Consider the following 21,448-nt stretch of genomic DNA (forward strand, 5'->3'; position numbering starts at 1 on the left):
AAGGTCCGCTCGACTTGCATGTATTAGGCACGCCGCCAGCGTTCGTCCTGAGCCAGGATCAAACTCTCCATAAAAGAAAATTTGATAAAGCTCAAATTTTTGCTGGCATCTTTATGATGTCCAAAATTGTGTTTCTATTAAGAAACGTTTAATTCATTAACGTTTTGTTGTTCAGTTTTCAAGGTTCATTTTTTATCGCTATCTCTCAACGGCAACTTTTATATAATAACATAACAACTTTTCAGTGTCAATTATTATTTTAAAATATCTTTTGACAGCTTTGTCCTTTTTCAAAGGACAAGTAATAATATACTATATAAAAATATAGATATCAAGCTTTTTTTATAAAAAACTTTTTAATGATTTTTAAGTCCACAACAAACAGTGCTATACCTATAAGTACTACAATACCACCAATGATTTGAGTAAGCATTAAATGTTCATTAAATACAAAATAAGCTAAGATCGCAGCTCCAATTGGCTCGAATAATACAGCAATTGATATTACATTCGTACTAACCCATTTAATGGCCCAGTTAAATAATGTATGACCTAATAGATTTGGGATAATCGCTAACAATAAGAACCATAACCAATCCATCGAAGAATATGGTCCAAATGATTCTCCTTTTATTAAAACATAGAAGAACAAACAAATTGTACTTATTGAATAGACTACCATTGTGTAAGTTATTAAGGAAATTCTTTTTCTTACATCTTGTCCGAATAATAAATATGCGGTAATTAGGGAACAGGCAATTAGCGCTAACATATCCCCATATAGTGCTGTACCGCTAATTTGAAAATCTCCCCAACTGATTAAAAAACTCCCTAATATCGCAATCAACCCAGAAATGATTGTTTTTGCTGAAAGCGGTTCTTTAAAGAAAATATAGGTACCGATAAACGCAAATATAGGTTGTAAAGTAACTAATACTGTCGAACTCGCCACAGAAGTGTAATTTAACGATTCAAACCAAAGAATAAAGTGAAAGGATAAAAAGACACCAGCAATCGATGAAAATAACCAATCCCGTTTTGTAATGAGCGATAATTCTTTAAAATGTTTTATAAAAAATATCGGACTCATAATTAATACCGAGAACAACATTCTGTAAAAAGCGATTACCCCTGCATCTGCTGTCGCTAATTTAACTAAGATTGCAGACAAAGATATCGATATGACACCTATGATAATCGGAATGTATGGATGAATCGATGGTTTATTCATATATTTGTGTCCCCAGTCATAAAATAATTCCTTATTAAATAAATTTGGTTTGTTGTTTCTATTTTGTCAAATATCGAGAAAGATAGCAATATATAAAAAAGGGGGAATAAATATGCACTTAATAACTATGGATTCTTTTTCCCTTGAAGTTTTAATAAAATTACTAATTGCTGCTTTTTTAAGTTTAATAATCGGGATAGAGCGTGAATTAAAAAAGAAACCTGTCGGATTAAAGACTAGTCTTGTCATCTCAACCTTTAGTTGTTTATTAACGATTATTTCTACCGATACTGCGTATAATGTGCCCTCTCGAGACGATATTAATATTACACTGGATCCACTTCGTTTAGCCGCGCAAATTGTAAGTGGGATTGGTTTTTTAGGAGCGGGTGTCATACTAAGAAAAGGTAATGATAGTATCACTGGTTTAACAACAGCAGCTATGATTTGGGGTGCTGCTGGAATAGGAATTGCAGTAGGAGCAGGATTTTATATTCAAGCATTTATCACAGTAGTGATTGTAGTAATTGGAATAGAAGTGATTGCACCTTTAATGTGGAAGATTGGACCAAAGAGACTAAGAATGAGAGATGTTTCGATTAAGGTCCGATTATTTGATGAGAGAAATATAAAAAATTTGCTTAATTTTATGAAGGAAAATGAAATGCATATAGATAATATTCGTATAAGAGATATTCAATCCCCTACAGAACAATTATTATATGAAGTTGATATTCGTTTTTCCATTTTATTGAAAGTGGATACTTTTGCATTATATAGTTTACTTCATTCCCTACCATATATTAAAAATATCGAAATTGAGATACTAGCATAAATTGGAGAAAATCTATGGGAGAAATCTTTAAGTTACTAAAGGGTGGTAACAAACCATCATTAGTAGCTGCATTTGTTAACTTATTATTAGGAGTTCTTAAAGGAGCTGCTTATTTCTTTACGGATAATGTGGCTATGTTTGCGGAAATGATGCATTCACTCGGTGACGCAGCTAATCAGTTTTTCGTATTTATTGGCTCCGCTCTTTCTAAAAAAGCTCCAACAAAAAGATATCCAAATGGATTTGGTCGAGTTGTAAATTTAGTATGTCTTGGCGCAGTCCTTATTGTTGCAATTCTTTCCTATGAGACAATAAAAGAAGGCTGGCATCATTTTATACATCCTGCTGAAAGTTCAGAAGGTATGTATATAGCGCTAGGGGTTTTATTAATTGGTATTATTTTAGAAGGTGTCGTTCTACATAAGGCTGCGAAGGAAGTGCTGCATGAAGTTGGAATCGAACATAAAGGTCTACTTGCTGTACCAAAATCAGTTGCTTTTTTTAAATCGAGCAAAACCCGCAACTAAACTTGTATGGATGGAAGACTTAGTTGCAACAAGTGGTAATGTTCTAGCATTTTTAGCCATTGTCATCGCATATTTCACTGGATTTCATGCACTTGAAGGTCTTGTATCTATGGTCATCGGGATCATGATGTTCTATGTAGTTGGTCGAGTATTTTTAGATAATGCACGAGGTGCTATCGGTGAGACTGATGAAGAAATGTTAGTCCATATCGGTAATCTTGTAATGGAAGATCCTAACGTAACTGATATTTCACGTTTAGAAGTTGTGAAAGAAGGAGAGTTTTTACACGTTGAATTAATTGCCGAAACAGATCCTAATCTTTCATTAGCATATTTAGATGATGTACGAGATCATTTAAAAGAATTAATTTTAAGTCAAAAAGGTGTTACTAAAGTGACCATTGCATTTGATGAAGAAGATGGTATTACTGAATGGAAATATCCTCAAACAAAAGATAATACAGATAGTGATCGTAAATCGTAAATTAAAGGAGTTGTCTACTTAGACAACTCCTTTATTTGTAGTCATAAGCCTCTCTTAATAGAAGAACTCATATACTTATATATTTATAAAGACATCTCAAAAATCTTTCTTACATCCCCAGCTTGCAATTGTTTGAATACTCCTAGAGGACCATTAGCCATTGCTTTTTCAACAAGTAAATCTAATTGCGAGTCATCAATTTCATAATCAGCCAGTCTACTTGGCGCACCTATAGAAATCCAAAATTCACTTAGTCGATTGATTCCTTCATGCGCTATTTCCTCAGTAGTTTTACCTTCTGGATTAACGCCAAATACACGAGTTGCCAATTGAGCAAAACGTTCTGGATTTACGTGAACGTTATGTCTCATCCAGTTCGGGAATAGGATCGCTAATCCTCCACCGTGTGGTATATCGTATACAGCAGATACGGCATGCTCAATATCATGTGTTGCCCAGTCCCCTGTTGAACCCATTGATAATGAAGTATTTAATGCAACCGTTCCTGCTAAAAGAATAGTTTCTCTTAACTCATAATTTTCTAAATCATTAACAAGCTTTGGTCCAGTAGCAATAACAGTCCTCAAAACACCTTCACACATTTCATCAGTAATTGGTGTGTTAGTGGCATTATGGAAATATTGTTCAAATACGTGAGCCATCATATCAACTATTCCATATACAGTTTGATTCCTTGGTAAACTAAAAGTATACGTTGGATCTAAAATTGAGAACTTAGGGAAAACATAAGGACTACCCCAACCATACTTTTCTAACGTATCTTCATTAGTAATTACTGACCCAGCATTCATTTCGGATCCTGTGGCAGCGATAGTTAATATAGTTCCAAGAGGTAGAGCGTCTTTAACCTCCACTTTATGAGTAACAATGTCCCATGGATCTTCTTCAATTTTTGCTCCAGCAACAATAAGTTTAGAGCAGTCAATTACCGATCCGCCACCAACTGCTAGTACAAAATCAATGTTTTCTTGTTTACAAATATCGATTCCTTTACGCGCAGTGGACACTCGTGGATTTGGCTCAACACCACTCAATTCAAATACTTTCATTTTCAGCTTTTCTAAAATCGCCATTACTTCTTCATATATTCCGTTACGTTTAATACTTCCTCCACCATAAACGACTAAAACTTTATCACCGTATTGTGGTAGTTCATTTTCTAATTGAGAAACTTGTCCTTTTCCAAAATGTAGGCGGACTGGATTGTAAAACGTAAAATCATTCACTTCAAAAAACTCCCTTTCAAAACTTTATCAACAAATATTTAACTATTCCCTACATTAAAAAAGGCTATGTAAAAGAAAAGCAATTTTCCTTCTACATAACCAATATAATCTAATCATTGTGACTAGAATTAATAATTATGCTGATAAATTGTAATTCGTTATGGATTTCAATGCTTCCATCACTTGTTGTATGTTAACACAAAAACTTCACACTATAAAATATTTTACCTAAAATATTTTATTAAACCCATCCACGGAAGCGAGAAGCTTCTGCAGTTCGACGAACCCCAACCATATAAGCAGCTAAGCGCATGTTAATATTGCGTGTTGTCGCAGTTGTATATACATTGTCAAAGGATTCAACCATTTTTTTGTATAGTTTCTCTTGAACTTCATCTTCAGACCAGTAATAACCCATGTTATTTTGAACCCACTCGAAGTATGAAACTGTTACTCCACCTGCAGAAGCTAATACGTCAGGAACTAATAAAATTCCTCTTTCAGTTAAAATCTTTGTAGCTTCAGCAGTTGTTGGTCCGTTTGCAGCTTCAACAACAATTTTCGCTTTAATTTCATGTGCATTATCAGCTGTTATTTGGTTTTCGATTGCAGCCGGAACTAAAATATCACATTCAAGTTCTAATAACTCTTTATTTGAAATTGTATTTTCAAATAAAGTTGTTACTGTTCCAAAGCTATCTCTGCGATCAAGTAAATAGTCAATATCTAATCCTTCTGGATCATGAAGAGCACCATAAGCATCTGAAATTCCGATGACTTTTGCACCTAAATCACTCATAAATTTCGCTAGGAAGCTTCCTGCATTACCAAAGCCTTGAATAACAACACGGGCACCTTTAATATCAATTCCACGTTTTTTCGCTGCTTCTTGAATAACGATTGTTACTCCTTGTGCAGTTGCACGGTCTCGACCTTGCGATCCACCTAAAACGATTGGTTTACCTGTGATGAATCCTGGTGAATTAAACTCGTCCATACGGCTATATTCATCCATCATCCAAGCCATAATTTGAGCATTTGTAAATACGTCTGGCGCTGGAATATCTTTTGTTGGTCCAACAATTTGACTAATTGCTCTTACATAACCACGGCTCAGTCTCTCAAGTTCTCCCATGGACATTGTACGGGGGTCACAAATGATACCACCTTTACCTCCACCATATGGAAGGTCTACGATACCACATTTTAAAGTCATCCACATTGAAAGGGCTTTCACTTCATCTTCGTTTACACCTGGATGGAAACGAACGCCACCCTTAGTTGGTCCAACAGCATCACTATGTTGTGCTCTGTAAGCAGTAAATACTTTTGTTGTTCCATCATCCATTTTTACAGGAATACGAACGTGTAACATACGGAGTGGTTCTTTTAATAATTCGTACATTCCTTCATCATAACCAAGCTTATTTAGTGCTTCTTTAATAACATCTTGTGTAGATGTAAGAAGGTTTAGATTCTCAGACATTTAAATTCGCCTCATCATTCTTTAATATTAATGTCGCCATCATTGTATCATACATTTCTCCAATTTTGGATTGTAAAATACATAATGTGAAATACACAACTATTTTTGGAAAATTGTTTAAAAACTACTATTTTCATAATATCAATTTTTAGTATTTTTGTCAGATTTTTTAGCTCCTTAAAAGCAGATATTTTTTAATATCTGCTTTTACTTTTTACAAGAAATTAAAGAGCCTCTGACACGGATTTTGCTTGCATATGCAAAGTTAAATAATCTGGACCACCAGCTTTAGAATCAGTTCCTGACATATTAAATCCACCAAATGGTTGATAACCAACAGTTGCTGCAGTACAACCTCTGTTGAAATATAAATTTCCTACATGGAAGTCTTCACGGGCTTGCTCCAAGTGTGCACGATTATTTGAAATGACAGCTCCAGTTAATCCGTATACTGTATTATTTGCGATTTCAATCGCTTGTTCAATACTATTTGCTTTTGTCATCGCTAATACAGGTCCGAAGATTTCTTCTTGCATAATACGGGCTTGTGGATCAACATCTATAAATACCGTTGGATGAATAAAGTATCCCTTCGAGTCATCATACTTTCCACCTGTTAAAAGATGTCCTTCACTCTTACCAAGTTCAATGTATTCTGAAATTTTCTTAAATGCTCCTTCGTCGTTAACTGGCCCTACAAACGTTTCTTCTTTTGTGGGATCCCCAACTTTTAGTTCTTTCGTAAGTTCAGCAACACGTTTAACGACCTTGTCATATGCCTCAACACCAACAATTACAGCACGCGAACAAGCAGAACATTTTTGACCACTAAAACCAAATGCAGAAGTAACAATTGATTGTGCCGCTAACTCTAAATCTGCACTATTCGCATCATCCACTACAATGGTATCTTTTCCACCCATTTCTGCAATGACTCGTTTAATCCAAATTTGTCCTTTATTTAATACTGCTGCGCGTTCGTTAATACGAAGTCCAACATCACGAGAACCAGTAAAGCTAATAAATCGAGTACGCGGGTGATCAACTAAATAATCACCAACTTCTGCCCCAGAGCCAGGAATATAGTTTACTACCCCTGCTGGTAAGCCTGCCTGCTCCATTATCTCCATGAATTTGTATGCAATTACCGGAGTTGTAGAAGCAGGTTTTAGTAAAACTGTATTTCCTGTAACAACAGCTGCTACCGTTGTTCCCAACATGATAGCGAATGGAAAATTCCAAGGAGAGATGACAACGCCTACTCCTAATGGAATATAAGTGTATTTATTGATCTGACCAGGGTTATGAGCTAATGGTTTCCCTTTAGCTAGTTCTAACATTTGTCTACCGTAGTATTCTAAAAAGTCTATACCTTCCGCGATATCTCCATCAGCTTGTGGCCATGGCTTACCGGCTTCTTTTGTTAGCCAAGCACATAGTTCAAATTTACGTCGTCTTACTATGGCTGCTGCTTTGAAAAGAATTTCTGCACGAACAGTAGGATCTACTTTCTTCCAAGTTTGAAATGTTGAATCCGCAATTTGCATAGCTTTTTCAGCTAATTCTTGATTTGCCTTTGAAACTGATCCTACTACTTCCTTTTTATTTGCTGGGTTATATGAAATAATTTTTTCTTCTGTCGTTATTCTTTTCCCACCAATTATTAAGGGATATTCTTTTCCGAGTTCACTTTCTACTTTTTTGATAGCCTCTAAATATTCTTGACGGTTTGATTCAATCGAAAAATCTGTTAATGGTTCATGTTTATATGGAACTACCACTGTTTTTTCCTCCTCGTTTTTGCAACGTTTTTTAATAGGTACAGAATTCGATTCATTTCTGAAATGAAGTATAAGATAGAAAAAAATCGAGCAATTTATATTAGTTTAATACTTGATAATAATAAAATAATCTCTATTATTATTTAGCTTGCATACGAATTTCTATACCATAAATAACATCATTCAATTCATGATTTAAAAACATATTCAATCCTTTTGTTAATCCTTTGGACAAATTAGTTACAAGTTCCAGGTGAATGACTGAATTAGAAAAGGCTAACCTGAAATTTTACTTTCAAGTTAGCCTTTTCACTCGTTCCAATTATTGACCTGATTGTTCGATCCAATCTTGTAGTTTGTCTCTTAAAGATTTAAAACCATTTGCATCATTTTCATTTACTTTATCTTGCAATGTCTTTCTTGGTTGAACATCTTTCTTTTTTTGTACTGGTGCTTCTTGTAGTGCACGGGTAGATAAACTAATTTTCTCAGATGTTTCATCAATTTCTAAAATCTTAACTTGTATAATATCTCCGATTTTTAAGAAATCCTCAATATCCTTTACAAAACCGTATGTGATTTCCGAAATATGGACTAGTCCTTGTGTTTCTTCATCTAACGCTATAAAAGCTCCATATGGTTGAATACCCGTTACCTTTCCCGTTACTACTTCACCTACTTCGTATTTTTTTGTCATAACGAATTTCCTACTTTCTACTTCTTACATAAATGTCATGTTAAATTATAACATACAGTAGTGTTCATTAACAAAAATTCATTCAAATTGTTGAAACTTTCGAAAACTTTTTTATGCAATTTTCGAGCGGAAATTACGATTTTTCATTAATTAGACAAAAAATTCTAATAATTAATGGTGAAGTTTCACTATAATAAAAAATAACTAAAAATAAGTTAAGAGGATGTGGAGATTTTGAAGAAGCTCTTACATGAACAATTGAGACTTTTAAGAGAAGAACGTAATTGGTCGTTAGAAGACTTGTCCAGAAAAACTCAAATTGGAATTGAAAAATTGACTTCCTATGAAAACGGTAATCTTGTTCCTTCAACATCAACGATATTAAAATTATCAAATGTCTTAGAAGTACCTGTCTCGAATTTACTGGATGGTTTACAAGGAAATTAAAAGTTAACAGGGTGTCTATTCAGTTATTATGCTGGATAGTCACCCTTAAATTTGTAGAATTTCTACTAAACGATACATTTAGCCTCAAACTTTATTGCTATTAATTTATAAGAAATTTCCACACAATTTTCATATGGAATCCATTGTTCAAAAGAATGTTCATAAACGGTCTGTATCACTTTTGCTAACTTACTAGGGTCATCTATCCCTTGTAGTGCAGCAACAACATCGGCGGACTCTGTATCATATGATTCTTCACCTAATTGAAATGGATCCCACTCTTGTAATACTTTAATAGCTTTTTTATTCATCAAAATATTATCCATTTTTTCACCTAATCACACTTTTATACTTAGTTGATATGGTATCATAGAAAAAAGAAATAATAAATGAAATGAGTGATCGATTTGTCTATTAATTTTGATGCAATTTATAATAGAAGAAACACAAACTCCTTAAAATGGGATCAATTCAAAGATCGCATCAAGGCAAAATATAATGTTCATGATTCAGATGATATATTACCAATGTGGGTAGCGGATATGGACTTTGCCATACCAGAAGTAATTACTGATGCTATTAAAGAACGATTAGATCATCCTATTTTCGGATACTCTTACGTGAGTGACTTATGTAAACAAGCTATTCAAAATTGGTTCATTAAACGTCACAATTGGAAAATTGAAACAAATACGATTTTGTTCCAGCAAGGTGTCGTACCAGCGATCGCCTCTATTATTGAGACATTCACAGAACCAGGAGATAAAGTCTGTATTTCAACTCCTGTATATCCAGCATTTTTCAATATTCCAAAGGCACAAAAAAGAGAAGTTGTTGCAGTTGATTTAACACTGAGAAACAATGCTTATGAATACGACTTTGTTGCTTTGGAAGATGCTTTTAAAACAGGTGTAAAAGTATATATTCTTTGTAATCCACATAACCCAGGTGGCGTTGTGTGGTCTGAGAAAGATTTAGAAACACTAGTTCAATTGTGTATTAAATATGATGTATTATTAATTTCTGATGAAATCCATGCAGACATTGTATTTGAAGGGTATAAACACATCCCTACTTTAATGGTAAAAGATGCTGAAAAAGCAAAAATTATTACATGCATCGCACCAACAAAAACGTTTAATATTGCAGGTATTCATGCTGCAATGATGGTTGTTCCAGATAATCGACTACGTATGGAATTATCTCAAAATTTACAAGCTCATGGCCTAGGCGATTTAAACATATTAGCCGCTCCTGCTGTTCAAGCAGCATATGAAAAAGGAGAAGAATGGCTTGATTCTATGATTCAATATATCTCAAAAAATATGGATTATGTAGTAGAAGAGTTAAATAAAATTGAAGGTATTACTGTAACTAAGCCAAATGCTACTTACTTACTGTGGATTGACTATCGTGAAACTGGCCTTTCTGAAAGTGAAATGATGGAACGACTTCTTGTAAAAGGAAGATTGGCAATTGAACCAGGTACGAAGTATGAAGAAGCAGGAAGAGGTTTTTTACGAATTAACGTTGCATGTCCATTTGAAACTGTAAAAGAAGGCGTACAGCGATTTAAAAAATCACTATCTTAATATAACGAAATGAACAAGGGGTTACTAAACTCCTTGTTTTTTTTATTATTGTAGAAAGATACGTTATTAAAATATCCCCTTTCAATGCACAATTAATTTCATTATAATGTAAATATTAATCTCTAAATTACAAATTATTAAAATATTCCATCAAACGAATAAATGGGGTGTTTCCTTGTTGTAATTTACAACAATTCATTATGGCCAGAAAATCTCTTAAATTTAAAATGTTTTTATTTTCATTTGTCATTGTGTTTTTCTCCATCCTTACAAGTGGTGCAATGATGATCCATAATATTTCCGGAGCATTTGAGAAGGAATTCGGTGCTAGAGCAATTGCAATTGCTCGAACAGTAGCACAAATGACAGATGTTCAAGATACAGTTGGAACAAGCGAAGGCTTTGAAGTAATTCAACCAATCGCTGAACGTATTCGATTAGCTACAGATGTGGATTATATTGTTATTTTTGATATGCATGGTGTTCGTTATTCCCATCCTTCTGAAAGTAAAATAGGTACAGTATTAGAAGAAGCAGCAAGTCATGAAGCGATGTCACAACATGAATATATTTCAAAAGCAATTGGTGTACAAGGACACTCTATCCGTGCATTTGTTCCAATTATGAATCAAGAAGGATCCCAGCAGGTAGGTGTTATTAATGTTGGTATTCTCTCCCATACATGGTTTAACTTGTGGGAACAGTATAGATCAGATATATTATTTTCTTTAATTTGGGGATTATTTGTTGGTCTAATCGGAACAATTATTCTTGCGAATCATATAAAAAAGCAAACTTTGAATCTAGAACCATATGAAATTGCAAGGATCGTTCAAGAACGATCAGCTATCATGCAAGCAATGGATATTGGCATTCTTGCAACTGATGCAAACGGCAAAATTACCTTTATTAATAGAATTGCAAGACAATATACTCATTTTTTCGGTCAAAATGGCACCTTACAAGAGCTGTTTCAAAATACTTGGCTAGCTAAAGAAAAAATTGAAAGACTCGAAAGCTATCGCCCATTATTACTATTTGACCAAATGTATTTAGTTCGAACTTTCCCGATATCCATTCAAGATAAAAATGAAGGTTTGCTCATTATGATTACAGATCGACAAGAAGCACATACAATGGCAGAAGAGTTAACTGGTGTGAAAAACCTTGTTGATTCGTTAAGAGCTCAACACCATGAATACTTAAATCGATTGCATAGTATTGCAGGATTAATTCAACTTGAACGTAATGAAGATGCCCTTAGTCTTATCATCGATGAAATATCAGATGAGGAACACGTTATCCAAAGATTACGTGATCGAATTCTTGATTACTCCATTCAAGGACTACTATTAGGGAAACATTCTCGTGCTAAAGAATTAGGAGTTCATCTTACAGTCGACGAAGAGTCCTATTTTATCGACTTTATGACGGGATTCTCTAGTGGAGATTTAGTTACAATTATCGGGAATTTAATTGATAATGCAATGGAGGCTTGCTTATCAAAAGAAGTACGTGATGTGAATATTTTGCTCCAAGGTGATAAACATTTCCTATTCATTGAAGTACAGGATAGCGGAAAAGGAATTGATGGTCGACCTGAGAAAATATTTGATTATGGGTTTACAACAAAACAACAAGATGGTCACGGAATTGGTTTGGCTCTTGTAAAGCAAATCGTTGAATCAAACAAAGGATCGATCCAAGTTACGTCTGAGTTGAATATTGGTACGACAATAACAGTAAAAGCTGGGGTGATGATATGACAGACATTTCTATATTTATCGTAGAAGATGATCCAATGGTTTTAGAAGTAAATAAAAGCTTCTTAAGTAAAATGTCAGGGTTCACATTAATTGGACAAGCACAAACATACGAAGAAGCGTATAAATGGATTGTGCAATGCAAACCAAATTTAGTTCTTTTAGACATGTATTTACCTGATAAACCAGGTATTGAATTATTACAAAAGATACGAAATGAGCAAATTCCAAGTGATGTAATTATGATAACAGCAGCTAGAGATGCGAAAACCGTTCAAGATGTAATACGAATGGGCGCATTTGATTATTTAATAAAACCATTTCAATTTGAACGGTTTCAAACCGCTTTACAAAATTACACGAACACACTTAAAAAAATGAGAAGTTCTACAAACATTAAACAAGAAGACGTGGATGCATGGTTTGGTTTAAAACAAGATGATGATTCTACCCTACCAAAAGGATTAAATGATCTAACAATGAAACAAATTATGGATGGACTTGTAGAAAATAATGCTCCCATTACTTCAGAACAATTAGCTCAGAATGTCGGAATGGCTCGGGTAACGGTTCGAAAATATTTAGACTTTCTAGCGAATAACGGTAAAGTTCATATTGATTTAAAATATGGTACAGTTGGCCGACCAACAAAATATTATTCTATAAACTAATAGGAAAAAAGCTTATAAACTCTATGTTTATAAGCTTTTTATTTTGTTTTATAACAGAGTGTAAATAAGATTTTTGTTATATACCACAAAGAACAAAATGTTCATTAAGTTCATAATATTGTTCATTTTGTTTTTTTTATTATGATGAAATTAATCAAATATTTCATTTTTGTAAGGAGGATTTGGATGAAGCGAGGATTTGGAATCATCATTCTATTTTTCCTTTTTACAATTCCATTAACGCTACTCGTTTCAGGCCAATCAAAGTACCCGTTTGATTATGAACAATTAAGTGAAGACGAGCGGCTAGTAATACGATTCTCTCATGTTGTAGGTGAAGATACGCCAAAAGGTATGGCGGCTCGTAAATTTGCAGAACTATTGAAAGAGCGTAGTAATGGTTACATCGAAGTACAAGTTTTTTCAAATGGGACATTGTACAAAGACGGCGAAGAAATGAATGCGCTTTCTCGTGGGGATGTTCAGGTCATAGCTCCCGCAATTTCTAAGCTGACTGAATATGTTCCAGAAATTTCTGTATATGACCTCCCCTATGCATTTCATTCATTGGAGGAAGTTCACACATTTACAGAAGGAGTAGCGGGTCAAAAGTTAACTGAAAGATTAAGAGAATTTAATTTATATGCTCTTGGGATTTGGGACAGTGGTTTTAAACAAATGAGTAATCGACTTCGCCCGATTCAAAAAGTTGAGGACTTAAAGAATCTATCGATGCGAATAATGCCAAGTGATATTTTAGCAGAACAATTTTTAATCTTAGGTGCTTACCCGAAAGAATATGACTTTAATGCCGTATTCCATGAACTCCAAAAAGGATCATTCGATGGGCAAGAAAATACGTTAACGAATATCACAAGTAAGAACTTCTATTCCTTACAAGATTATTTAACGATTAGTAATCATGGTTATTTAGGATATTTCGTTCTATTTAACTTAGATTTTTGGAATAGTTTGGACGAAGACATTCAGCAACTATTAACTGATACATTTTTAGAAGTACAACAGTGGGAATGGGAGATCACAAAGAAGTTAAACGACGAAACTCTACAAAAAATAGAAAATTGTCAATGCATAGAACTTCACTACTTAAGTGATGAAGACATAAGTAATTGGGAAGAAAAATTCGATCCAGTATACGACTTCTATATTCGCAAATATGGAGACCAATTTATTAAAGAACTTCCTAAGTTTCAATCGGATACCTAAACATTGGTTATAAAGAGATTCGAATCTCTTTTAACAATATATCTATTTAAATTTTTAAGGGGGAAAAACAAATGAAAAAGTGGCTATTGCTAACAATTATTAGTGCATTTGCTCTAGTATTGACAGCGTGTGGTGGAGGCAGCGGTGCTAAGTCAAGTGAAGACTACACAAAAGAGAATCCATTCGTTATCAAATTTTCTCACGTTACTGCTATCGATAGTGTAAAAGGTAAATCTGCAGATTATTTTGCAAAATTAGTAGATGAAAAAACAGAAGGTCGTGTAAAAGTTGAAGTTTACCCTTCTTCTCAATTATACGGTGATGCTGATGAACTTGATGCTTTAATGTCTGGGAACGTACATATGATCGCTCCTTCAGTTACAAAAATGGTAAAACTAGACCCACGTTGGCAATATGTAGACATGCCTTTCTTATTCCAAGATGATGAGCATGTACAAGCTTTCTTTGATTCAGAAGTAGCACAATCGTTATTCAACGCTGATGCTTTAGCAGCAAACGATATTATGGGTAAAGCTTTCTGGCCAAATGGATTTAAAAACTTCTCTTCTAACAAAAATCCATTAGTAAAACCAGAAGATTTCGCTGGTCAAAAATTCCGTGCACAAGCAGGTAAAGTGTTAGAAGCTCAATTTAAAGCTTTAAATGCTGGTTCTGCAACGATTTCTTTCGGTGAAACTTATGCGGCATTACAACAAGGTACAGTAGATGGTACTGAAAACCCACATAATAACTTCGATACAATGAAATTCTACGAAGTTCAAAAATACTATTCTACTTCAGCTCACGGTCGTTTAGACTATGCAATCTTTGTTAACAAATCATACTGGGAGTCAATGCCAGAAGATTTACGTACTTTAGTAGATGAAGCTCTTACTGAAGCTACTACGTATGCTCAAGGATTAGCTGCTGATGAAAACGCTAAATCTTTAGAGAAAATTAAATCTATTGATACAGTTGAAGTTTATGAAATGTCACAAGAAGAACGTGACGTATTAAAAGAAGCTATGCAACCAGTTTACGATGAGTTCGCTGAGGTAATTACTCAAGAATTAATCGATGGTATTGAAGCTCTTAAAAAATAATGTTTGACTTGAGTGCCACTTGATGGTGGCACTCCCTTCTTCTTTATTTAAAACCCTTAAAGGAGTGAAAACTATGAAACTATTAATGAAAGCTTGGACATTCCTTGAAGAAATATTAGCTGGGGTGTTCTTTTCATTTGGTATATTCTTAATTTTTTATGGCGTAGTAATGCGCTATTTGTTAAACAACCCACAAGCATGGGTTGAAGAAGTTGCAAGGTACTCACTTATTTGGGGTGTTTTCCTAGGTTTTGGACTTGCACTTAAGCATAACCAACATATTCAAGTAGATATTTTATACGATAAATTAAATAACACTGGAAAATTTATTATGAATATAATTGCTACTGGATTAAGTATCACATTCTGTCTAATTTATACATATTACGGATTCGTATTAGTAGAAAATAGATTTACTTCTGGAATGGTTTCACTAGATGTAGGGATCCCTATGTGGATTGTTTACTTAATCTTACCAATATCAGGTGTGCTATTCTTACTTCGCTTTATCGAAAGATTAGTGAGCATTCTACGTAGAAAGGATGAAGAATATGCTAATCCTCTTAATTAGTTTCTTTGTATTATTATTCTTACGAGTTCCTGTTGCAATCAGCTTAGCATTATCTACCATCTTCGTATTAATGCAAACAAACTTTAATATGAATATGATGCCACAACGAATTTTTACAGCTCTTGACTCTTTCCCAATGATGGCAATACCTGGCTTCGTACTTGCGGGGATTATTATGGCACGTGGTGGTATTTCTAAATATTTAATCGAAGCATTACGTTCTTGGGTTGGTCACCTTCCTGGTGGTTTAGCAGTTGTTACAATTCTTGCTAGTGGTATATTTGCAGCAATTTCAGGTTCATCGCCTGCTACAGCAGCTGCAATTGGTTCTATTATGATTCCAGCTTTAATTGCTGGTGGTTATGATAAAAAATATGCACTTGGTTTAGTTGCTGCTGGTGGTACATTAGGGATATTAATTCCTCCAAGTGTTCCATTAATCATTTACGGTATTACTTCTGAAGAATCAATTGGTTCTTTATTTATGGCTGGATTACTTCCTGGTATAGGTTTACTAGCTCTATTAATCGTAGCAGCTGTCTTTTATGCTAAGAAAAATGGATTTAAAGGGGAGGCAAAGGCTACTTGGGGAGAACGTGGTCGTGCCTCTCTAAAAGCTATTTGGGGTGCATTCTTACCAATTCTTATTTTAGGTTCAATTTATTCAGGTGCTGTAACACCAACTGAATCTGCTGTAATCGCAGTAGTATATGGTTTACTTGTATCTGCTTTTGTATATCGTGAATTAAAACTTAAAGATCTTCGTCATATTGCTGTTGAATCTATCAACGTTACTGCAATGATATTCTTAATTATCGGTGCGGCTTCTTTATTCGGCCTATACTTAACGAATAACCAAGTACCACAAGCAGTAGGTGCATGGATTGCAGAAAGTGAATTAAATGTATGGATCTTTATGCTAATCGTTAACCTATTATTCTTTGTATTAGGTATGTTCTTAGAAGCTGTTTCTATTATCTTAATTACTTTACCGATTTTATTACCAATTTTAGATCACTTTGGAATTAACCTATATCACTTTGCAATCATTATGGTGATCAATCTAGAACTTGGAATGATTACTCCACCGGTTGGTTTGAACTTATTCGTTGTAAGTGGTATCGCGAAGGAAAAATTAGGAGTCGCAGTGCGTGGAGTAATTCCATTTATCGTGCTTATGATTCTTTACTTAGTAATTGTTATTCTATTCCCTCAACTTTCTCTATGGTTACCATCACTTACAAATTCTAGTATTGTAAGTCCATAAAGTAGGTGAGATTTCACGTTGAACACAAAGGGGTATTCTATACAAGATAAGCAATTTTGGGTAATTGTGCTGAGCTTGTCACTTGCTTCAATGTTCATCTTTGCTGCATTTTACTCGTTTCAGCCTCTTTTACCAGTACTAACGGATGAATTTGATATTACCGTTTCATCCGCTAGTATGACAATGTCAGTATCAACGATTTCGTTAATCTTAGGTTTAATAGTATTAGGGTTTCTATCTGATCGAAATGGACGTGTTTTATTTATAAAACTGTCCATTTTTCTTTCAATTTTCCCGATGATTATTATTCCATTTACAGATTCATTTGTTATTCTTACGATTTTAAGATTTATCCAGGGTTTCACACTTGCAGGAGTACCTGCAGCAGCACTTGCCTATATTGGTGAAGAAATTGACATGAAATATAGTGGTATGGCAACTGCACTTTATATCTCAAGTAATCCACTTGGAGGTATGATTGGGAGAGTTGTAACTGGTTATTTTTCGGAAATCAACTGGCAATACGCCTTTTATATTTTATCAGGTTTTGGGTTACTCGTTTTTCTATTCGTGTTAGTTGCACTACCAAAATCTAAAAATTTCATGCCTAGCGAAAGAACGTTTAAGCAGGACATAAAGGGGTTTAGCTACCATTTAACAAACCCTACACTACTATTAATGTTTGGGCTAGGTATCGTATTGCAAATCACATATACAGGTGTTTGGACTTACCTACCTTTCCATCTGACTTCAAAGGTATTTAGTTTATCTCTTGATGCTATTTCTCTAATCTACTTCGTTTATGGATTTGGTATTCTTGGCGCACCTATTGCAGGGTGGTTATCTAACCGCTTCACTCTTGAGAAAGTCCGTACTATAGCGATTTTAGTACTCATTTTTGGAGTGGCAATGACTATTACTCAATCATTAATAATTTTGGTGATTGGGATGTGTGTACTCTGTTTCGGTTTCTTTACTGCTCATGCACTAACTGCAACATCAGTAAATAGGACCGCACAGCACTTAAAAGGAAGCGCATCTAGTTTATATTTAGTTTCCTATTATATTGGAGTTGCTTCTGGAAGTACTTTAATTGGTCCAGTGTGGGAATTATGGTCTTGGGGTGGTATTATTGCTACCACTACCGTATTACCACTCATTTATTTAACGTTCTTTTTATTCATATCAAAAAGGCTATCAATGAAATAAAAAAAGTTGTAGTGAGTTTATTCACTACAACCTTTTTCCGCTTACTTCTAATGATTTAGTAAAGGATTTCTCCCCTACTCTTGTGTACTCTTTTCCAGAGATTGTTTTCTTTCGCCTAAAATGCGATCTTCAATCTCTTTTGCTTTAAGTGCTTGTTTTCTTGAAATGCGTCTAACCCACATGAAAGCAAGAATACATAGAAGTATTATCATACCAAATTCAATAGCTGCTGGAATATATGCTGTTTTATCTTCTGGGAAGTATAAGAAACCAGAATATAAAGCGATAAAGTTCATTAAAATCTCATCCTTTAATATTATTCACTAACAGTGATTGACTCTATTTTAACATCTTCTAGTGGTTTATCGCGCATATCTTTTTCAACGTTCGCAATTTTGTCAACAATGTCCATACCTTCGATTACATGACCGAAGACAGTATGTTTATAGTCTAACCATGGTGTACCACCAACGCGTGCATATTCTTCAATAATTTCTTTTGGATAACCAGCTTGCTCCATTTGTGCAATCATGTTGCTTGGTACATTTTGCATTTGAACAATGAAGAATTGAGATCCGTTTGTATTTGGACCAGCATTAGCCATTGATAATGCACCGCGCAAGTTAAATAATTCTGGATGGAATTCATCTTCAAAAGCTCCACCCCAGATTGACTCTCCACCCATACCTGTACCAGTTGGATCTCCACCTTGAATCATAAAGTCTGTTATAACACGGTGGAAAATGATGCCATTGTAGTAACCAGATTTTGCATGCCCTAAAAAGTTCTCAACAGTTTTTGGTGCTTTGTCTGGGAATAATTTAATTTTAATAGAACCTAGTGTTGTATTCATCTCAACTACTACTTCACCAGGGTTTAGTTCTTTTGTTAATTGTGGAAACATGTCAATCTCTCCTTATAAGCTAAACTAAAAATTATTTTTTACCTCGGTTAAGTTTATCATAGAAGATTATTTTTTTCCTTTAATTATACTTTGAGTACAATGTGGAATTTCCAATAGTGTATAATAGACAGCAAATTAGAGATTTATTGATACCGGAAGAAGTGAAAGGTTATGAAACAGCAAAAACATAATTTTGTCATAATACTAATATCGAACTTTATTGTTGCTGGCTCAACAACAATGATTATGCCTTTTTTATCATTATACATTGACACCTTTGGAGACTTTTCTGAAAGTTATGTACAACACTGGGCAGGTTTAATCTTTGGTGCAACGTTCGTCACTGCATTTATTATGTCACCGATTTGGGGTCGAGTAGCAGATCGATATGGCTATAAGCCAATCATGATTATTAACTGTTTTGGTATTGCCACAAGTATTTTCCTAATGGGTTATGTGAATAATGTAGAGCAATTTTTCCTTTTACGCTTGTTTATGGGTCTTACCACCGGGTTTATTCCTACTTCAATGGCATTCATAAGTAAACATACACCTAAGAATATCGCAGGTAAAACTCTTGGCACACTTCAAATGGGTAGTGTCGGAGGTACCTTATTTGGGCCGGTAATTGGTGGAGTTTTAGCAGACCACGTTGGATTTAACTACACATTTATTTTTACAGCGGTTGGCATTACAATAGCTGGGCTTTTAATTACTTTCTCAGTACATGAACCGGAGATTATTAAGAAATCCAAAAACTCGATGTACTCAAGGAAAAATATTCTTTGGACTCTTTTTCATCACCGATTAATGTTAAATGTAATGCTTGTTACGACTTTAATACAGATTGGGAACTTCAGTATCCAACCTCTACTTTCTTTATATGTTTCTCATTTAACAACTTCCGATCAAGTTGCGCTTCTTTCAGGAATTGCCTTTAGTGCTGCCGGTGTGGGAAATTTACTGTTTTCACGATATTTTGGACGTTTAGCAGATCATGTCGGTTATGAGAAAGTATTAATGGTCTTACTCTTTATATGTTTCCTATTCATTGTTCCACAAGCATTCGTTACTTCTTTATGGCAATTAATCTTGCTAAGATTCTTATACGGTATATTTGCTGGTGGATTAATCCCTATTACAACTGCACTCATCCGACGAGAAGCACCAATTCAAATTCAAGGGGAAATGATGGGCTATAGTCAAAGCTTCCGATTTTTAGGAAACATTATTGGCCCAGTACTAGGTGGAGTAATTAGCGGACTTGCTACTATTTCAACGGTCTTTTATTCTACTGGATTATTATTTTTCATCTCGGCGATTATTATTTACTTGATTCAAAAGCTTCCGAAGCAATATATGGAGGATGTGCTAGAGAAGCATAGTTCGGAAGGGAAATGAATTTAGGTGGGAGTCAGAGTGGGAGTGGGAGATTTGCTTATTAAAGGCTCGGATAAGAAGGCATTTGAGACATTTATGCTCAGATTTCCACTTCCAAGTGTCCCATTTCTTGTGGTTTTGGGACATTTTCGCTTGGCTTTCCCTTCCAAATGTCCCATTTTTCACGGTTTTGGGACATTTTCGCTTGAATCCCACTTCCAAATGTCTCATTTCTCGCCATTTTGGGACATTTTCGCTTGGCTTTCACTTCCAAATGTCTCATTTCTCGCTGTTTTGGGACATTTTCGCTTGAATCACACTTCCAAATGTCTCATTTCTCGCCGGTTTGGGACATTTTCGCTTGAATCCCCCTTCCAAATGTCCCATAACTGCAATTTACGAAACATCACCGCCAGCGTTCCCGCTTCAAATGTCTCATATCAGTAATTGTCGATACATTTCTTCCTTCAACCTACATTTCCCTACTCTATCATCTCATTGATTATGGTATTCTTTCTTGGGAGACCATTTATGAGTTGAGAAATTTGGTAGGATTTGCCTCATTTTTTCAGTGTTCCTGTACTTTAATTTTATATGTTATGGTGTAATGGAATGAGAGATCGATTTTATCCGTTTATAAAGAACAAATGTCTGAAGAAATCATGTTTTTCGAAGCTATACCTATTACTGATACTAAAGAGTCGAAAATGAAGATTACATATCCACCCCGCGCAACATTCATAGTTTCTCCTATTTCATCCTTAGAAATATAAACATCCTAACTTAATAATTATGTACTCAACTTTCGCAGAGTGAAATCGGTAAATAAGCCTTGATATAATTAGGTAGGCCTGAGATCCACTGCTCCAGTTGACTTTGTATTATCTTTTTGATTTTCTTATTTGTTTGTTCAAGCGCATCTTCAAGAAGTTCGATTAGCTGCTGTAAAGCAACAGCCCAATCAAGTTCATTGACTTCGTCACATAGTTCGTAAAAAAGACCTCCAATCGTACGTTGGTCGGTGTT

Annotated in this window: 19 protein-coding genes, 1 rRNA gene and 2 pseudogenes; 12 read left to right on the forward strand and 10 right to left on the reverse strand. The window is 34.6% G+C overall.

Annotated elements, in window-relative coordinates; genetic code table 11:
- Both ACOQFO_RS09045 and ACOQFO_RS09050 read right to left on the reverse strand, forming a co-directional pair.
- Nucleotides 1-74: ribosomal RNA gene (locus ACOQFO_RS09045) — 16S ribosomal RNA — on the reverse strand; the annotation flags it as partial.
- Nucleotides 75-331: 257 nt separating this feature from the next.
- Nucleotides 332-1,231 (reverse strand): DMT family transporter, encoded by a 900-nt coding sequence (locus tag ACOQFO_RS09050; protein ID WP_421689359.1) that lies wholly within the window; start codon nucleotides 1,229-1,231, stop codon nucleotides 332-334.
- Nucleotides 1,232-1,343: 112 nt separating this feature from the next.
- Between ACOQFO_RS09050 and ACOQFO_RS09055 the strand changes: the two genes are divergently transcribed.
- Nucleotides 1,344-2,066 carry an MgtC/SapB family protein gene (locus ACOQFO_RS09055; protein ID WP_421689360.1) on the forward strand — a complete coding sequence of 241 codons (723 nt, stop codon included), beginning with the start codon at nucleotides 1,344-1,346 and terminating at the stop codon, nucleotides 2,064-2,066.
- A gap of 14 nt (nucleotides 2,067-2,080) precedes the next feature.
- Nucleotides 2,081-3,077, forward strand: a pseudogene (locus ACOQFO_RS09060) (cation diffusion facilitator family transporter).
- Nucleotides 3,078-3,160: 83 nt separating this feature from the next.
- On the opposite strand, the gene ACOQFO_RS09065 reads toward ACOQFO_RS09060, so the two are convergent.
- The 4 genes from ACOQFO_RS09065 to yugI form a co-directional block, all read right to left on the reverse strand.
- Entirely contained in the window at nucleotides 3,161-4,324 is a 1,164-nt protein-coding gene (locus ACOQFO_RS09065) for an iron-containing alcohol dehydrogenase (protein WP_421689361.1), read from the reverse strand.
- A gap of 241 nt (nucleotides 4,325-4,565) precedes the next feature.
- Nucleotides 4,566-5,810 (reverse strand): Glu/Leu/Phe/Val family dehydrogenase, encoded by a 1,245-nt coding sequence (locus tag ACOQFO_RS09070; RefSeq protein ID WP_421689362.1) that lies wholly within the window; start codon nucleotides 5,808-5,810, stop codon nucleotides 4,566-4,568.
- Between the two features lie 224 nt (nucleotides 5,811-6,034).
- Nucleotides 6,035-7,591, reverse strand: a complete 1,557-nt coding sequence (gene pruA, locus ACOQFO_RS09075; RefSeq protein ID WP_421689363.1) for an L-glutamate gamma-semialdehyde dehydrogenase — start codon at nucleotides 7,589-7,591, stop codon at nucleotides 6,035-6,037.
- Nucleotides 7,592-7,913: 322 nt separating this feature from the next.
- A complete protein-coding gene (gene yugI, locus ACOQFO_RS09080; RefSeq protein WP_421689364.1) occupies nucleotides 7,914-8,288 on the reverse strand; it encodes a S1 domain-containing post-transcriptional regulator GSP13 in 375 nt (124 codons plus the stop codon).
- Nucleotides 8,289-8,522: 234 nt separating this feature from the next.
- On the opposite strand from yugI, the gene ACOQFO_RS09085 reads away from it, so the two are divergent.
- A complete protein-coding gene (locus tag ACOQFO_RS09085) occupies nucleotides 8,523-8,735 on the forward strand; it encodes a helix-turn-helix domain-containing protein (protein WP_421689365.1) in 213 nt (70 codons plus the stop codon).
- Between the two features lie 65 nt (nucleotides 8,736-8,800).
- Here ACOQFO_RS09085 and ACOQFO_RS09090 read toward each other — a convergent pair whose 3' ends face one another.
- Entirely contained in the window at nucleotides 8,801-9,061 is a 261-nt protein-coding gene (locus tag ACOQFO_RS09090; RefSeq protein ID WP_421689367.1) for a DUF1871 family protein, read from the reverse strand.
- A gap of 81 nt (nucleotides 9,062-9,142) precedes the next feature.
- Between ACOQFO_RS09090 and ACOQFO_RS09095 the strand changes: the two genes are divergently transcribed.
- The 8 genes from ACOQFO_RS09095 (at nucleotide 9,143) to ACOQFO_RS09130 (ending at nucleotide 18,138) form a co-directional block, all read left to right on the forward strand.
- On the forward strand, nucleotides 9,143-10,327 hold the full coding sequence (locus ACOQFO_RS09095) for a MalY/PatB family protein (RefSeq protein WP_421689368.1): 1,185 nt from the start codon (nucleotides 9,143-9,145) through the stop codon (nucleotides 10,325-10,327).
- Nucleotides 10,328-10,611: 284 nt separating this feature from the next.
- Complete coding sequence (locus tag ACOQFO_RS09100) at nucleotides 10,612-12,093, forward strand: ATP-binding protein (RefSeq protein ID WP_421689369.1); 1,482 nt, start codon at nucleotides 10,612-10,614, stop codon at nucleotides 12,091-12,093.
- Nucleotides 12,090-12,761 carry a response regulator gene (locus ACOQFO_RS09105; RefSeq protein ID WP_421689370.1) on the forward strand — a complete coding sequence of 224 codons (672 nt, stop codon included), beginning with the start codon at nucleotides 12,090-12,092 and terminating at the stop codon, nucleotides 12,759-12,761. The genes ACOQFO_RS09100 and ACOQFO_RS09105 overlap by 4 nt, the downstream gene beginning before the upstream one ends.
- A 186-nt stretch (nucleotides 12,762-12,947) precedes the next feature.
- Entirely contained in the window at nucleotides 12,948-13,988 is a 1,041-nt protein-coding gene (locus ACOQFO_RS09110; RefSeq protein WP_421689371.1) for a DctP family TRAP transporter solute-binding subunit, read from the forward strand.
- 71 nt (nucleotides 13,989-14,059) lie between these two features.
- A complete protein-coding gene (locus ACOQFO_RS09115) occupies nucleotides 14,060-15,091 on the forward strand; it encodes a DctP family TRAP transporter solute-binding subunit (RefSeq protein WP_421689372.1) in 1,032 nt (343 codons plus the stop codon).
- A gap of 73 nt (nucleotides 15,092-15,164) precedes the next feature.
- Complete coding sequence (locus ACOQFO_RS09120; protein ID WP_421689373.1) at nucleotides 15,165-15,662, forward strand: TRAP transporter small permease; 498 nt, start codon at nucleotides 15,165-15,167, stop codon at nucleotides 15,660-15,662.
- Nucleotides 15,643-16,929, forward strand: a complete 1,287-nt coding sequence (locus ACOQFO_RS09125; RefSeq protein WP_421689374.1) for a TRAP transporter large permease — start codon at nucleotides 15,643-15,645, stop codon at nucleotides 16,927-16,929. Before ACOQFO_RS09120 ends, ACOQFO_RS09125 begins: the two co-directional genes overlap by 20 nt.
- Nucleotides 16,930-16,947: 18 nt before the next feature.
- Nucleotides 16,948-18,138 (forward strand): MFS transporter, encoded by a 1,191-nt coding sequence (locus ACOQFO_RS09130; protein WP_421689375.1) that lies wholly within the window; start codon nucleotides 16,948-16,950, stop codon nucleotides 18,136-18,138.
- Between the two features lie 74 nt (nucleotides 18,139-18,212).
- Here ACOQFO_RS09130 and ACOQFO_RS09135 read toward each other — a convergent pair whose 3' ends face one another.
- Nucleotides 18,213-18,434: a hypothetical protein gene (locus ACOQFO_RS09135; protein ID WP_421689376.1), complete on the reverse strand. Its 222-nt coding sequence runs from the start codon at nucleotides 18,432-18,434 to the stop codon at nucleotides 18,213-18,215.
- Between the two features lie 20 nt (nucleotides 18,435-18,454).
- A complete protein-coding gene (locus ACOQFO_RS09140; protein ID WP_421689377.1) occupies nucleotides 18,455-19,042 on the reverse strand; it encodes a peptidylprolyl isomerase in 588 nt (195 codons plus the stop codon).
- A 171-nt stretch (nucleotides 19,043-19,213) separates the two neighbouring features.
- On the opposite strand from ACOQFO_RS09140, the gene ACOQFO_RS09145 reads away from it, so the two are divergent.
- Nucleotides 19,214-20,443: an MFS transporter gene (locus ACOQFO_RS09145; RefSeq protein ID WP_421689378.1), complete on the forward strand. Its 1,230-nt coding sequence runs from the start codon at nucleotides 19,214-19,216 to the stop codon at nucleotides 20,441-20,443.
- 777 nt (nucleotides 20,444-21,220) lie between these two features.
- Here the strand turns inward: ACOQFO_RS09145 and ACOQFO_RS09150 are convergent.
- Nucleotides 21,221-21,448: pseudogene (locus ACOQFO_RS09150) on the reverse strand (IS4 family transposase); the annotation flags it as partial.

The sequence above is a fragment of the Ureibacillus sp. MALMAid1270 genome, from assembly GCF_049202975.1.
GTDB lineage: Bacteria > Bacillota > Bacilli > Bacillales_A > Planococcaceae > Ureibacillus.